This is a genomic window from Nonomuraea sp. NPDC001684, from assembly GCF_053596515.1.
The window spans coordinates 1-11,499 of record NZ_JBSFGJ010000298.1 but is presented as its reverse complement, the minus strand read 5'-3'; the positions used below and the strand labels follow the sequence as shown (position 1 = coordinate 11,499).

Genomic DNA, 11,499 nt, shown 5'->3' with positions numbered 1-11,499 from the left:
GTCGGTGATCGAGCCGTCCTCGACCGGCACCCGGATGGCGACGCCGTCCAGGCGGCCGTCGAGCTCCGGCAGCACCTGGCCGACCATGCGGGCGGCGCCGGTGGTCGTGGGGACGATGTTGACGGCCGCGGAGCGCGCCCGGCGCGGGTCCTTGTGCGGGGCGTCGAGCAGCACTTGGTCGCCGGTGTAGGCGTGGATGGTGGTCATGAACCCCCGGACCAGGCCGAAGCGGTCGTTCAGCACCTTGACCATGGGGGCGACGCAGTTGGTGGTGCACGAGGCGAGCGAGACGATCTCGTGCCTGGCCGGGTCGTACGCGGCGTCGTTGACGCCGGGCACGATGGTGGCGTCCAGCCCCTTGCCGGGCGCCGACAGCAGGACGCGGCGCGCGCCGGCCTTCAAATGGCCCTCCAGGGCGTCCCTGGAACGGAACCGGCCGGTGGCGTCGATGACCAGCTCGACGTCGTGGGCGCGCCAGTCGATCTCGGCGGGGTCGCGCCGCCCGCTGACGGCGATCGTCCTGCCGTCCACCTCCAGCGACTCCGGGGACGCGCTGACGGGCAGGCCGAGCGGGCCGTAGGTGGAGTCGTAGGCGAGCAGGTGGGCCAGCGTGGCCGCGTCGGTGATGTCGTTGACGGCGACGATGTCGAGGTCGGTGCGCAGTGCGCGGCGCAGGACGGCTCTGCCGATCCTGCCGAAGCCGTTGAGTCCGATTCTCATGCCTTCATCGTCCGGCGGCATGGGGCCGGCCATCAGGGGCGAGGGTCCTCACGGGGCGGGACCTTCGGCACCGTGCGCGAAAGCGGACGGGAGGCTTCGTGGTTCCTCCCGTCCGCTCACGACCGGCTTCAGTGCTCGACGGTGATCCGCCGGCCCGCCGCCTTCTTCTCCTCGGCCAGCCCGACGCTGACCTCGAGGACCCCGTTCGCGTAGGTGGCCTTGACGTCGTCGGTCTTGGCCGCGGCGGGCAGGGTCACCGTCCGTGCCAGCGCTCCGTAGGCGAACTCGGAGCGATGCGGCTCGGTGGTCGTGCGGGTCTTCTCCGCCCGGATGTGCAGAACACGGTCGTCGACGACGATCTCGACGTCCTTGTCGGGGTCGATCCCGGGCAACTCGGCGCGCAGGACGTACCGCCCCTCGGCGATGTAGTCCTCGACCCGGAGGATCTGTCCGAACGGCCGGAACCCGAACATGGGCTGCTCCAGCCATTCCATCAGCTCCGGGAACGGAAGTCTGACGTCTCTCCGCTCTGGCAGGCTCATCACGTCCTCCTTCTGTGAGTCCCGATCCCACCTCTCCAGCACACGCCCGGCACGTTCGCGCCAGGAGAGGCGGACGTCCTTTCGCGACATGACCTTCGGCCCTGCTTGCGATCCCCTCCATCCGGACAAGCTGAGAGACAGGACCGCGAACGGGAGATCCGTCATGCCTGAGGGATACGACGTGCTGCTGCGCGACGGCGGCATCGCCCACGTGCGCCCGTTGCTTCCCACCGACCGGGACGCCCTGCACGAGCTGGTGGACCGTTCCTCGGAACGCTCGGCCTACCTGCGCTTCTTCACCGGGGGCCGCAACACCGCTCATTCCTACATGGATCGCGTGACGAGCGCCGGGTACGAGGGCCACGCGCTGGTGGCCACCATGCGCGACCGGCTGGTCGGGGTCGCCGAGTACATCCCCATGGACGAGCGCCGCGCGGACCTGGCCATCCTCATCGACGATGCGGCGCACGGGCACGGCCTCGGCACCCTGCTGTTGGAGCACGTCGCCCTGGACGCCGCCGAGCACGGCGTCCGCGAGCTGGTCGCCGACGTGCTGACCGAGAACCGGCCGATGCTCCGGGTGCTGCACGATCTCGGCCTGGACGTCGCCCAGCGGGTCGACGGCGGCACCGTGCACATCGTCATCGCCGCCGATCCCACCCCTGGGCTGCGGGCGGGCATCGAGTCCCGCGACCACGAGGCCGGATGCGCCTCGCTCGCGCGGGTGCTCACTCCTCGCTCGGTGGCGGTGATCGGCGCGAGCCGGAACGAGCGCGCCGTCGGCCACAAGGTGCTGCGCAACCTCATCGACGGCGGCTTTCCCGGCGCAATCCATCCGGTCAACCCCAACGCCGCCGAGGTGGCCGGACTCGCCTGCCACGACAGGGTCCCGGAGGGCGTGGACCTGGCGGTCGTGGCGGTGCCCGCCGCGCGGGTGCTGGAGGTGGCGCGCGACTGCGCGAAGGCGGGCGTCGCCGGGCTGGTGGTGCTGACGTCGGGGTTCGCCGAGGCCGGGCATCCCGGCGCGGAGTCGGAGCTACTGCGCATCTGCCGCTCTTCCGGGATGCGGCTCATCGGCCCGAACTGCCTGGGCGTGGTCAACACCGCCGCCCGGCTGAACGCCAGCTTCCTGCCGCACAATCCCGGCCAGGGCCGGGTGGCGCTGATGTCGCAGTCCGGCGCGGTCGCTGCGGCGTTGCTGGAGCGGCTGGACGTCTCCACGTTCGTCTCGGTCGGCAACAAGGCCGACGTCAGCGGCAATGACCTCCTCCAATGTTGGGAGGACGACCCGCACACCGACGTGATCGCCCTGTACCTGGAGTCGTTCGGCAACCCGCGCAAGTTCGTGCGGATCGCTCGCCGGGTCGGGGCGCGCAAGCCGGTGCTGCTGGTCAAGAGCGGTCGCGGCGAGGCCGGAGGCCGAGCCGTGCGCTCCCACACCGCCGCCGCGGCCACCCCCGACGTGGCCGTGGACGCCCTGGTCCGCGCCGCCGGCGTGATCCGGCTCGACAGCGTGCCCGAACTGATCGACGCCGCCCGGCTCCTGGCCTTTCAGCCGCTGCCCCGGGGGCGCCGGGTGGCCATCGTGGGCAACTCCGGCGGGCCGCAGGCGATGGCCGCCGACGCCTGCGAACGCCGCGGCCTGGCCATCCCCGAACTGCCGCCCGGACTGCTGGACGCGCGGGCCGCCGCCGCGCTCGGCAATCCCGTCGACCTGACCGCCGAGGCCACCGCCGACGAGATCGGCGCCGCCGTACAGGCGGTGGCCGCCGTGCCGGACGTAGACGCCGTCCTGGTCGTCTACACCCCGCCGTTCGGGTCCGGGATGGAGGCGACCCGTCAGGCCATCGCCGCGGCGGCCAAGGAGGCGGGCAAGACCGTCCTGGCCTGCGTCGTCGGCCACGACGGGCTGATCGACGGCCGCGTGCCCTGCTACGCCTTCCCCGAGCAGGCCGTCCAGGCCCTCGCTCATGCCGTGGAGTACGCCGAGTGGCGCCAGACGCCCGAGCCTGTGGCGATCCCCGTGGCGGCCGACAGGGAGGGGGCACGGCGGATCGTCCAGGCTGCGCTGGAGGCGCGGCCGGAGGGCGGGTGGCTCTCCCCCCAGGCCGCCGCCCGACTGCTGGACTGCTACGGCGTCGCACGGGCCGAGTCGGTCGAGGTGCGCGACGGCGAGTCCGCCGCCCGGGCCGCAGCCCGCGTCGGGCTGCCGACGGTGCTCAAGGCCGTCGGCCCGGTGCACAAGAGCGACGTCGGCGGCGTCCGGCTCGGCCTGCGTACCGAAGACGAGGTCCGCCGCGCATATCAAGAAATGTCGGAGCGCATCGGTCCGGAGATGACGGGCGCGATCGTCCAGCGCATGGTGCCCGCCGGGGTCGAGATGATCGTCGGCGGCGTCAACTACCCGGCTTTCGGGCCCCTCGTCATGGCCGGCTTGGGCGGCGTGACGGCCGATCTCCTGGCCGACCGCGCCTTCCGCGTCCCGCCGGTCACCGACCCCGCCAGGATGCTCGCCGAGCTGCGCTGCGCGCCCCTCCTGCGCGGCTACCGCGGCTCGCCGGCCGTGGACGTCAAGGCCCTCGAAGGCCAGCTCGTCAGGATCGGCCGGCTGCTCGAAGACCTGCCCCAGGTCGCCGAGCTCGACCTCAACCCCGTCATCGTCACCCGCGACGGCGCGACCACCGTGGACGCCCGCATCCGCGTCGCTCCCGCCCAGGCCCCGCCCTCCTCGCTGCTACGCCGCCTGCGCTGACCTACGGCCGAGCCCGCTCGGGACTTCCGGCCCTGCTAGCCCGGCTCGACATGGGCTGTGCTGAAGGCAGGAACGAAGCCCCCGGAAGGAGCCGACCCCCATGAAGATGACCGTCGCGGACGTGATGACCGGAAAGGTCGTGTCCGTCACCCCCGCCACCCCGTTCAAGGACATCGCCGAAGCGCTCATCAACGGCGGCATCAGCGCCGTCCCGGTCGTCGACGACGAGCAGCACGTGGTCGGCATGGTGTCCGAGGCCGACCTGCTGCGCAAGGAGGAGTTCCGCGAGCAGTTCTACCGCGAGGGCTACCGTCCCCCGCTGCGCGCCCGGCTGCGCCACGCCAAGGGACGCCAGAAGGCCGAGGGCGACACCGCCGCCGAGCTGATGACGAGCCCGGCGATCAGCGTCTCCCCCGAGGCGTCCGCGGTCTCGGCCGCCCGCCTGATGGAGGCCCATGACGTCAAGCGCCTCGCCGTCGTCGACCGCGACGGCCGTCTCCAGGGCATCGTCAGCCGCCGCGACCTGGTCAAGCTGTTCCTGCGTCCCGACGAGGAGATCGCCGCCGAGGTGCGCGACGAGATCCTGGACCAGAAGCTGTGGGTGGACACCGCCGGCGTGCGGGTAGAGGTGCGCCAGGGAGTCGTGACGCTGTCCGGCTGGATGGACCGCCGCACCGAGACCGGCATCGCCGTCCGCATGACCAGCCGGGTCAACGGCGTGGTCGACGTCGTCGACAAGCTGAGCTGGAAGACCGACGACTCCAAGTGGGAGGCCAGATAGCGATGCTCGTCCGCGAGGTCATGAGCAGCCCGGCAGTCACCGTCCGCCACAGCGATCCGGTACGGCGGGCCGTCCGCGTCCTGCACGGCCACGACATCACCGCCGCCCCGTCGTCGACGAGGGCGGACGGCTCGTCGGCGTGGTCAGCGAGCTGGACCTGCTGCGCGGGGAGTTCGAGCCCGATCCCCGCGCGACCGTCCGCCCGGCCGCCGCGTCCCGCGAGCCGCTGCCCCGCCGCGTCATGGACGTCATGACCCGCGACGTCGTCACCGTCACCGAGACCACCGACGTCACCGTCGCCATCGACCTCATGGTCGGCAAGCGGGTCAAGAGCCTGCCCGTCGTGACCGGCTCGCGGATCGCCGACATGGTCAGCCGCCGCGACCTGATGGCCATGCTCGCCCGTACGGACGAGGACCTGCGCCAGGAGGTCGAGGCGGCGCTGCGCGAGCAGTACCCGAACGGCCCGAGCCGGGACGTCGCCGTCCACGACGGCGTGGCCTCGGCGGCCCGGCACCGCGCTGTCGGCGGCGGGCTGATCGCCCCTACTGGAGCAGGACCTTGGCCTCTGCTCGCACGCCCCCGCCGCCGGAATGCTGGGAGCAGCCGAAGATGGGGAGCAGCGAGATGACAATCACCCGCGAAGAGGTCAAGGTCCAGGGCAGCGAGCTCGCGGACACGGTCAAGAGCCTGATCCACGAGGGCAACGTCCGCAGGATCATCGTCAAGGACTCGCACGGGCACACGGTGATGGAGGTGCCCGTCACGGTCGGAATGGTGGCGCTGGTCGCCGCGCCCGTCGTCACGGCCGTGGCCGCCATGGCCGCTGCCGCCGCCGAGTGGTCCATCCAGGTCGAACGCCACCCGCAGGACGAGCAGTACGTACCACCACAGGTCTGACCGCACCTCTTCCCCGCCATCCTCCGTACGTGCCGGTGGCGGGGAAGCCATGTCGGGACCATCGGCCCCCGGTCACCGCCTTTCGCCCCTGCCCTCGGCCCACCGGACCTGGTGCCATCGAGACATGGACGCCTGCCACGCATTCCGCCGCCTGCTCCGACCGATGCTTCTCCTGCCGGCCGCCTATCTCCTGCTCGTCCACCCCCGGCTGCTGCGCTGGGGCGCCACCGAGGGCGAAGCAGCCCGTCGGCTGCCCGGCGACGACATCGTCCCGCGACCGCACATCGGCGCCACCCGCGCCATCAGCGTCAACGCTCCTCCCGAAGCCGTGTGGCCATGGCTCGTGCAGATGGGCGGCCATCCCCGGGCGGGCTGGTACGCCTACGACCACATCACCAACGACGGCCGTCCCAGCGCGGATCGCATCGTCCCGGAGTTGCAGCGACTTGAGGTGGGCGACCTGCTGCGCACCCCTCCGTCGGGCATCGGCTACACGGTGGAACGTATCGTCCCCGGACGTGAGATCGTGCTCGCCATCCGGGCCTTCCACGTGACCGTGAGCTGGGCGATCGTGCTGCTCGGCACGGAGGAGCACAGCCGCCTGCTGTTCCGGCTCCGCATCCGCTGCCGCCCCGGCCTCCGCGGGCTGGTCTACCTGCTGCTGTCGGAGTCGGCGGACTTCCTGGTGACGCGCAGGCAGCTGATCACCATCAAGGCCCTGGCCGAAGCGCACAAGCACTGAGGATCCCGGCGGTTCACACCCCCGGCAGGGTCGCCCTCCGCGCCGTCCCCAGCAGGGCCGGGCGCACCGGCTCGTCGACGAACTCCACGTCTCCTTGACCCGGCGCTGCGCCGGTCTGCGTGCCAAGTCGAGCGGCCCCAGTTCACCGGGCCACTCGTGATGAGGCCGTTCCCACACGCGACACACGGTCAGCGGCAGCCCCGCGCCGCAACCTCGGCCGCGCCCCGGATGAGGGCCCGCGCCGCCGACGGCGACTTCTCGGAGCCCACCACCACTCCGAGCCCGCATCTCATGACGAACTCCGTTCCGACTGCCTGACTTCACCGTCGTCCAGAGGGCGCGGGACATCCGGAGGCGTCATTCTCCTCTTGCGCGGGGCCTTCGTCCTGAGGTGGACCCTGCCTTGACGCCGCTGGCGCGAATGCCCGTTGTGAGACGTTCGGCGGGACTTCTGGCTCTGCCGCCTCGCGGGGGCGGAGGGCAGCGTGGGTTCCAAGGAGGTGCGTCATGACCACTGCACTCACCACCGACCTCGCCGTCAGGCGGCTGCTCGTGGCGGCCGGAGAGGCGCCTTCGGTGCTCAACACCCAGCCGTGGCGCTTCACCGTACGCCATGGGAACGTCATAGGCCTGCTCGCCGACTGGGACCGCTGGTTGCGGGTCAGCGACCCATGCGGCCGTTCCCTGCACGTCAGCTGCGGCGCCGCGCTCTTCAACCTCCGTATCGCGGCCCGGGCCACCGGTCGCAGCCCAGTCGTACGCCTGCTGCCTGAACCCCAGCACGCACCAGACCTGCTGGCCCGCGTCACGATCGGCGCGCATGCCCCGGCGACGTCGGACGAACGCCACCTGTACGGCCTCATCCCCATCCGGCGCACCAACAGAACCCCGTTCAGCGACCGGCTCATCCCGGCGCCGGTGCTGAGCGAGATGCGCGTCGCGGCGACCCTGGAGGGCGCCAGGCTGTCCTTCCTGGACGAGCGCTCGTCCGCCGACCTGCTCGACTACGCAGCCCTGGCACAGGACGAGCTGGCCCGCGACGAGGAGTACCTGGCCGAGCTGGCCGCCTGGACAGGCGGCCACGGCGTGCCCTCGTACGTGCAGGGACCGGTCGCGACCGGCGACGTGGACCCCGTCCGCGACTACGGCCGCCGGATCGGCGGCGCGCGCTTCGAGCCCCGTCCGCAGCTCGCGGTCCTCACCACCGCCGGCGACGAGCCGCTGGACTGGCTGCGCGCCGGGCAAGCACTTCAGCGGGTGCTCCTGGTGGCGACCGGGCACTGGGTCTCGGCCTCGTACCTCAACCAGCCCCTCGACCTGCGTGACATGCGGCGACGCCAAGACCCGCACCACCGGCGCGGCCACCCCCAGATGATCATGCGCCTGGGATACGGCGAGATGGTGCCCCGCGCTCCCCGCCGCCCCGTGACCGAGCTCTTGACGGACGGCTCCTGTGAGGCGGGACCTCCCCCAACCCCGAGGGCGGACACGCGATGCTCCGCTCCCGAGCATGCCGTGGCGACGCCGGGCAAGCGAGGGACCGCCGCCTCGGCCGCTCCGCGGGCGTACTCCTGCCAGGAGGCGAGCAGCGTCGTGGCGCCGCGCAGGTAAAGATCGGCATCGGTCAGCGCGGTCATCGCGCGACCTCGCCGGGCTCCCAGCGCTCGGGTACCAGGACGACCTGGAAGCCGTCGGGGTCCTGAAACGTTGTCGCGTACGCGGCCCAGTACGGGTTCGCGGGTGTGACGGGATCGGCGGCAAGGCGGCTCGCGGCGGCCCGCACTGCCTCCTCCTCGCCCAGGTAGAGCACGAGCAGCGATTGCGGATGCGGCGAGGGAGCCCCATGACCGCCACCGGTGGTCAGCTCAAGGTGGGTCCCGGTTCCCGGTACCTCGAGCAACACCCCGTCATAGCCGTCGTGATCGCGGAAGCGGCCGATCTCGGTCAGCCCGAGACCGTCGCGGTAGAACGCGGCGAGCTCGTCCAGGCGCTCGGTGTGTCGCGCCACGCGAAGCCCCGTCGCCGCAACCGTTCCCGCGCTGGCTTAGCTCTGCAGGTCAAGGGAGAGCCAGACCTGGTCCCGCAGCGGAATGCCGTCCACCTCCATCGCGGGATAGCCGGCCTGGGAGGTGAAGACATCCCGTTCCACGCGCAACAGCCGGAACCCGAGCCGCTGATAGAAGCCCAGCACGCGCGTATCGGCAGCCGCGGTCGCGACGAGAAGCGTCGGCCGATGCTCCTGCCGGCAGACCGCCACCGCGCGCTCCACGAGCATCCGACCGACTCCAGCACCTTGACGATCCTCCCGAACCGCAAGGCTCTTGACCTCCGCCTCCCCAGCTCGCTCACCCTCGATGAGCTGCAGGTGGCCGATGACGGTCACGCCGTCTCGGGCCACCAGCACCCGCCCCAGCTCGCGGTACCGGCTCACCGCCGCCGGTGAGTCGTCCGCAAGCTCGAACAGGCCGGCCAGCGCCTCACGCGGCCCCTCGAACCAATCGACCGCCACCATCGCACCCCCAGACCACGCGCCCCGAAGCACCTGCTGCCAATGCCCTTCGACCATAAGGTCCGGACCCGGCTCAGCTCCACGGCATTTCTGCCTCGCCCCTCCGATGCCAAGCACGGGCAGCTCGCCACCGTCGTTCAGCACATGCAGGCAGAACTCCCGCTCGGACCGCGCCCTGCCCGCGCCCACGATCCGCTCCACCTGACCGGCCGCGTAATCCCCACCGCAGCCGTGGGCAGCTCACCCACGTGCCGCCTCCCAATCCACGCCACGATCAGCTCTTCCGGCACCCGAACCCACCCTCCACCCGACCGTCTCCTACACGAACACGATCAAGCAGGGACGCCACCCAACCAGCCACACCCGCTCCGAAGCATTCACGAGCCGCACTCGTGACCTCTCATCCCGCTACCTGGCGGCCGGGGACACGTGCGGGGGCCGGGGGCCCAGTACAGATGCCACGAGATCCGGGGCCTGGTCTCCAACCGGCTCGCAGCCGTCGATGCCCATGATCCTGCAGTCCGGCTGTTCACCGGGCCACGGGGTGGTCGCATCAGCACCGCGGTCCTCCGCGACGGGACGCACTGGGACGAGGTCGTCACCCAGCTCGGCTACGAACATCTTCGCCGTCACGATCTCCGCCATACCGGACTGACGTGGATGGCCGACGCGGGGGTTCCCCTCCACGTCCTTCGCAAGATCGCCGGCCACGGCTCTCTGACGACTACACAGCGCTACCTCCATCCGGACCTCGGCGCCATCGCCGAGGCCGGGAATGCGCTCAGCGCGCACATGGCGGCGACGTGGTCCCCAAGTGGTCCCCAGCTGCGAGTTGCCTAGGAGATCACTCTCAAGATCGAGGCACGAGAAAAGGCCGATTGATCTGGGTTTACACCCAAGTCAATCGGCCTTTTACAACCGTCGGGACGACAGGATTTGAACCTGCGACCCCTTGACCCCCAGTCAAGTGCGCTACCAAGCTGCGCTACGTCCCGGTTGTGTCGGCCGCCCCCTGCGGGGCGGGACGTCATAACCTTAGCGCACATCGGAGGTAGGCGCGTACACGGAAAGCGGGAGCGGAGGGCGTGGTGGGGCGGAGGCCGAGCGTTGATCGGGCGGAGCTGGCGCGGCTGGTGGCCGGCGGGATGAGCGTGCAGGAGCTGGCCGCTCATTTCGGGGTGTCCGAGTCGGGGGTGCTCCAGGCCAAGCGGGCCGCCGGGCTGGCCAAGCCGATGCTCGACCACAGTGCCGCCGTACCGTGGAAGCTGGCGCGCGTGCACGCGCAGTCCGGGCCGGCCACCAATCTGCGGAACCTGTCGGCGGCGGCGCAGGGGAAGCCGCCGGCGGCGGAGCGGTTGAACACGGCGCTGCGATGGGCGCAGCGGCTCGTGGACGCGGGGCTGGACGTCCGGTACGACGCGGCTGAGGGGTTCAGTGAGGTTCCGGCGTCACCTGCCGGCTCGCACGTCGCGACGGTGCTGGAGGCCGCCAGGAAAGGGCTTGCAGCTCACTGAGCACGCGAGTTTCGACGGCCTTGATCGTGGGCAGTCGCAGGTCTCATTACAGAGACCGGAGGCGAACATCAATGACCACCTTGATCTGGGTGGCCGTCGTCGTGGTCGCGGTGGTGGCGCTCGCCGCAGTGGGCTATGTCGTGCTACAGCAGCAACGCCGCAGCCGTCTCCGCGAACGTTTCGGCCCTGAGTACGAGCGTACGGTGGCCGAGAGTGACAACCGGCGTGAGGCCGAGCGGGAGCTCATCGCCCGCGAGCAGCGCCATTCCGAGCTCGACATCCGGCCGCTGCCGGAGGAGACGCGCGACGCGTACGCCAACCGGTGGACCGAGGTCCAGGAGCGTTTCGTCGACGCTCCCGGGTTCGCGGTGACCGAGGCGGACCAGCTCGTCACCTCGGTGATGGCGGACCGCGGCTACCCCACGGACGACTTCGAGCAGCGGCTGTCCGATCTGTCGGTCGGGCACGCGGCCACTCTCGACCACTACAGGACGGCCCACGAGATCAGCGGGCGGGCGGCCAGGAAGGAAGCCTCGACCGAGGAGCTCCGGCAGGCCATGGTTCATTACCGCGCGTTGTTCGAGGAACTGCTGCACGAGACCACGCGAGGGCGGTGAACGTAGATGAGCAGCAGCAGAAGGAGCGAGGACGAGCTCAAGGTCCCGTCGCAGCGGTCGGACGAGGCCGGCAGGGACGACGAGCACAGGGACCTCACCGACGGGTCCGACGACCGTTACGACGACACCACAGGGCGGCACGACGGCGGCTACCCGAACGACGCCGGTCACACTTCGGCGAGCCACGGGTACGCCCCCGCGGTCCCCGACCGGGACCATGACGACGAGCCGTCCTACAAGGACCCCTACGCGAGCACCGGCGACGCCGGCGACCTGCCGACCGAGCCGCACCGCGAGACCCCTCTGGGACACGGTGCCGATCACCGCTCCCCCGACCCCGTCCCCGACCCCGACCCCGCTCACGCCGGCGTCCCCGCCGACGAGACGCCCGGGCACGAGACCTCCCGGGACGTGCTGTCCGG

Annotated in this window: 14 protein-coding genes, 1 tRNA gene and 1 pseudogene; 11 read left to right on the top strand and 5 right to left on the bottom strand. The window is 71.2% G+C overall.

Going from position 1 to position 11,499, the window contains the following annotated elements:
• The coding region (locus ACWCSD_RS36270; RefSeq protein ID WP_449921774.1) for a type I glyceraldehyde-3-phosphate dehydrogenase at positions 1-720 on the bottom strand (720 nt) is incomplete at its 3' end.
• Between the two features lie 128 nt (positions 721-848).
• Positions 849-1,262, bottom strand: coding sequence for an Hsp20/alpha crystallin family protein (locus tag ACWCSD_RS36265; RefSeq protein WP_449921772.1), 414 nt, complete (start codon positions 1,260-1,262; stop codon positions 849-851).
• A gap of 163 nt (positions 1,263-1,425) precedes the next feature.
• Here ACWCSD_RS36265 and ACWCSD_RS36260 point away from each other — a divergent pair, with 163 nt between their 5' ends.
• From ACWCSD_RS36260 to ACWCSD_RS36230, 7 genes and pseudogenes are all read left to right on the top strand, one after another.
• Positions 1,426-4,014 (top strand): bifunctional acetate--CoA ligase family protein/GNAT family N-acetyltransferase, encoded by a 2,589-nt coding sequence (locus ACWCSD_RS36260; protein ID WP_449921770.1) that lies wholly within the window; start codon positions 1,426-1,428, stop codon positions 4,012-4,014.
• A gap of 100 nt (positions 4,015-4,114) precedes the next feature.
• Positions 4,115-4,795: a CBS domain-containing protein gene (locus ACWCSD_RS36255; RefSeq protein WP_449921768.1), complete on the top strand. Its 681-nt coding sequence runs from the start codon at positions 4,115-4,117 to the stop codon at positions 4,793-4,795.
• 103 nt (positions 4,796-4,898) lie between these two features.
• A pseudogene (locus ACWCSD_RS36250) lies at positions 4,899-4,952 on the top strand (hypothetical protein); the annotation flags it as partial.
• A gap of 84 nt (positions 4,953-5,036) precedes the next feature.
• The gene (locus tag ACWCSD_RS36245) at positions 5,037-5,426 is read left to right on the top strand and encodes a CBS domain-containing protein (RefSeq protein ID WP_449921776.1); all 390 of its coding nucleotides are present in this window, start codon (positions 5,037-5,039) and stop codon (positions 5,424-5,426) included.
• On the top strand, positions 5,423-5,695 hold the full coding sequence (locus ACWCSD_RS36240) for a DUF4342 domain-containing protein (protein WP_449921766.1): 273 nt from the start codon (positions 5,423-5,425) through the stop codon (positions 5,693-5,695). Before ACWCSD_RS36245 ends, ACWCSD_RS36240 begins: the two co-directional genes overlap by 4 nt.
• A 163-nt stretch (positions 5,696-5,858) precedes the next feature.
• Positions 5,859-6,437: a hypothetical protein gene (locus ACWCSD_RS36235; RefSeq protein ID WP_449921764.1), complete on the top strand. Its 579-nt coding sequence runs from the start codon at positions 5,859-5,861 to the stop codon at positions 6,435-6,437.
• Between the two features lie 507 nt (positions 6,438-6,944).
• Entirely contained in the window at positions 6,945-8,048 is a 1,104-nt protein-coding gene (locus ACWCSD_RS36230; protein WP_449921762.1) for an Acg family FMN-binding oxidoreductase, read from the top strand.
• A 22-nt stretch (positions 8,049-8,070) separates the two neighbouring features.
• Here ACWCSD_RS36230 and ACWCSD_RS36225 read toward each other — a convergent pair whose 3' ends face one another.
• Both ACWCSD_RS36225 and ACWCSD_RS36220 read right to left on the bottom strand, forming a co-directional pair.
• A complete protein-coding gene (locus ACWCSD_RS36225; protein ID WP_449921760.1) occupies positions 8,071-8,445 on the bottom strand; it encodes a VOC family protein in 375 nt (124 codons plus the stop codon).
• 36 nt (positions 8,446-8,481) lie between these two features.
• Positions 8,482-8,949 (bottom strand): GNAT family N-acetyltransferase, encoded by a 468-nt coding sequence (locus tag ACWCSD_RS36220; protein WP_449921758.1) that lies wholly within the window; start codon positions 8,947-8,949, stop codon positions 8,482-8,484.
• A gap of 426 nt (positions 8,950-9,375) precedes the next feature.
• Between ACWCSD_RS36220 and ACWCSD_RS36215 the strand changes: the two genes are divergently transcribed.
• A complete protein-coding gene (locus tag ACWCSD_RS36215) occupies positions 9,376-9,786 on the top strand; it encodes a tyrosine-type recombinase/integrase (protein ID WP_449921756.1) in 411 nt (136 codons plus the stop codon).
• 81 nt (positions 9,787-9,867) lie between these two features.
• On the opposite strand, the gene ACWCSD_RS36210 is transcribed toward ACWCSD_RS36215, so the two are convergent.
• Positions 9,868-9,941, bottom strand: a tRNA-Pro gene (locus ACWCSD_RS36210).
• Between the two features lie 90 nt (positions 9,942-10,031).
• Between ACWCSD_RS36210 and ACWCSD_RS36205 the strand changes: the two genes are divergently transcribed.
• From ACWCSD_RS36205 to ACWCSD_RS36195, 3 genes are all read left to right on the top strand, one after another.
• The gene (locus tag ACWCSD_RS36205) at positions 10,032-10,460 is read left to right on the top strand and encodes a hypothetical protein (RefSeq protein WP_352358106.1); all 429 of its coding nucleotides are present in this window, start codon (positions 10,032-10,034) and stop codon (positions 10,458-10,460) included.
• Positions 10,461-10,531: 71 nt separating this feature from the next.
• Positions 10,532-11,077 (top strand): hypothetical protein, encoded by a 546-nt coding sequence (locus ACWCSD_RS36200; protein ID WP_358293686.1) that lies wholly within the window; start codon positions 10,532-10,534, stop codon positions 11,075-11,077.
• A 6-nt stretch (positions 11,078-11,083) separates the two neighbouring features.
• A partial coding sequence (locus tag ACWCSD_RS36195) for a hypothetical protein (protein WP_449921753.1) occupies positions 11,084-11,499 on the top strand: 416 nt, incomplete at its 3' end.

Excerpts from the sequence above, each read along its gene's own strand:
- ACWCSD_RS36265 (WP_449921772.1), bottom strand. The coding sequence starts at position 1,262 with ATGAGCCTGCCAGAGCGGAGAGACGTCAGACTTCCGTTCCCGGAGCTG.
- ACWCSD_RS36260 (WP_449921770.1), top strand. The coding sequence starts at position 1,426 with ATGCCTGAGGGATACGACGTGCTGCTGCGCGACGGCGGCATCGCCCAC.
- ACWCSD_RS36255 (WP_449921768.1), top strand. The coding sequence starts at position 4,115 with ATGAAGATGACCGTCGCGGACGTGATGACCGGAAAGGTCGTGTCCGTC.
- ACWCSD_RS36245 (WP_449921776.1), top strand. The coding sequence starts at position 5,037 with ATGGACGTCATGACCCGCGACGTCGTCACCGTCACCGAGACCACCGAC.
- ACWCSD_RS36240 (WP_449921766.1), top strand. The coding sequence starts at position 5,423 with ATGACAATCACCCGCGAAGAGGTCAAGGTCCAGGGCAGCGAGCTCGCG.
- ACWCSD_RS36235 (WP_449921764.1), top strand. The coding sequence starts at position 5,859 with ATGCTTCTCCTGCCGGCCGCCTATCTCCTGCTCGTCCACCCCCGGCTG.
- ACWCSD_RS36230 (WP_449921762.1), top strand. The coding sequence starts at position 6,945 with ATGACCACTGCACTCACCACCGACCTCGCCGTCAGGCGGCTGCTCGTG.
- ACWCSD_RS36220 (WP_449921758.1), bottom strand. The coding sequence starts at position 8,949 with ATGGTGGCGGTCGATTGGTTCGAGGGGCCGCGTGAGGCGCTGGCCGGC.
- ACWCSD_RS36200 (WP_358293686.1), top strand. The coding sequence starts at position 10,532 with ATGACCACCTTGATCTGGGTGGCCGTCGTCGTGGTCGCGGTGGTGGCG.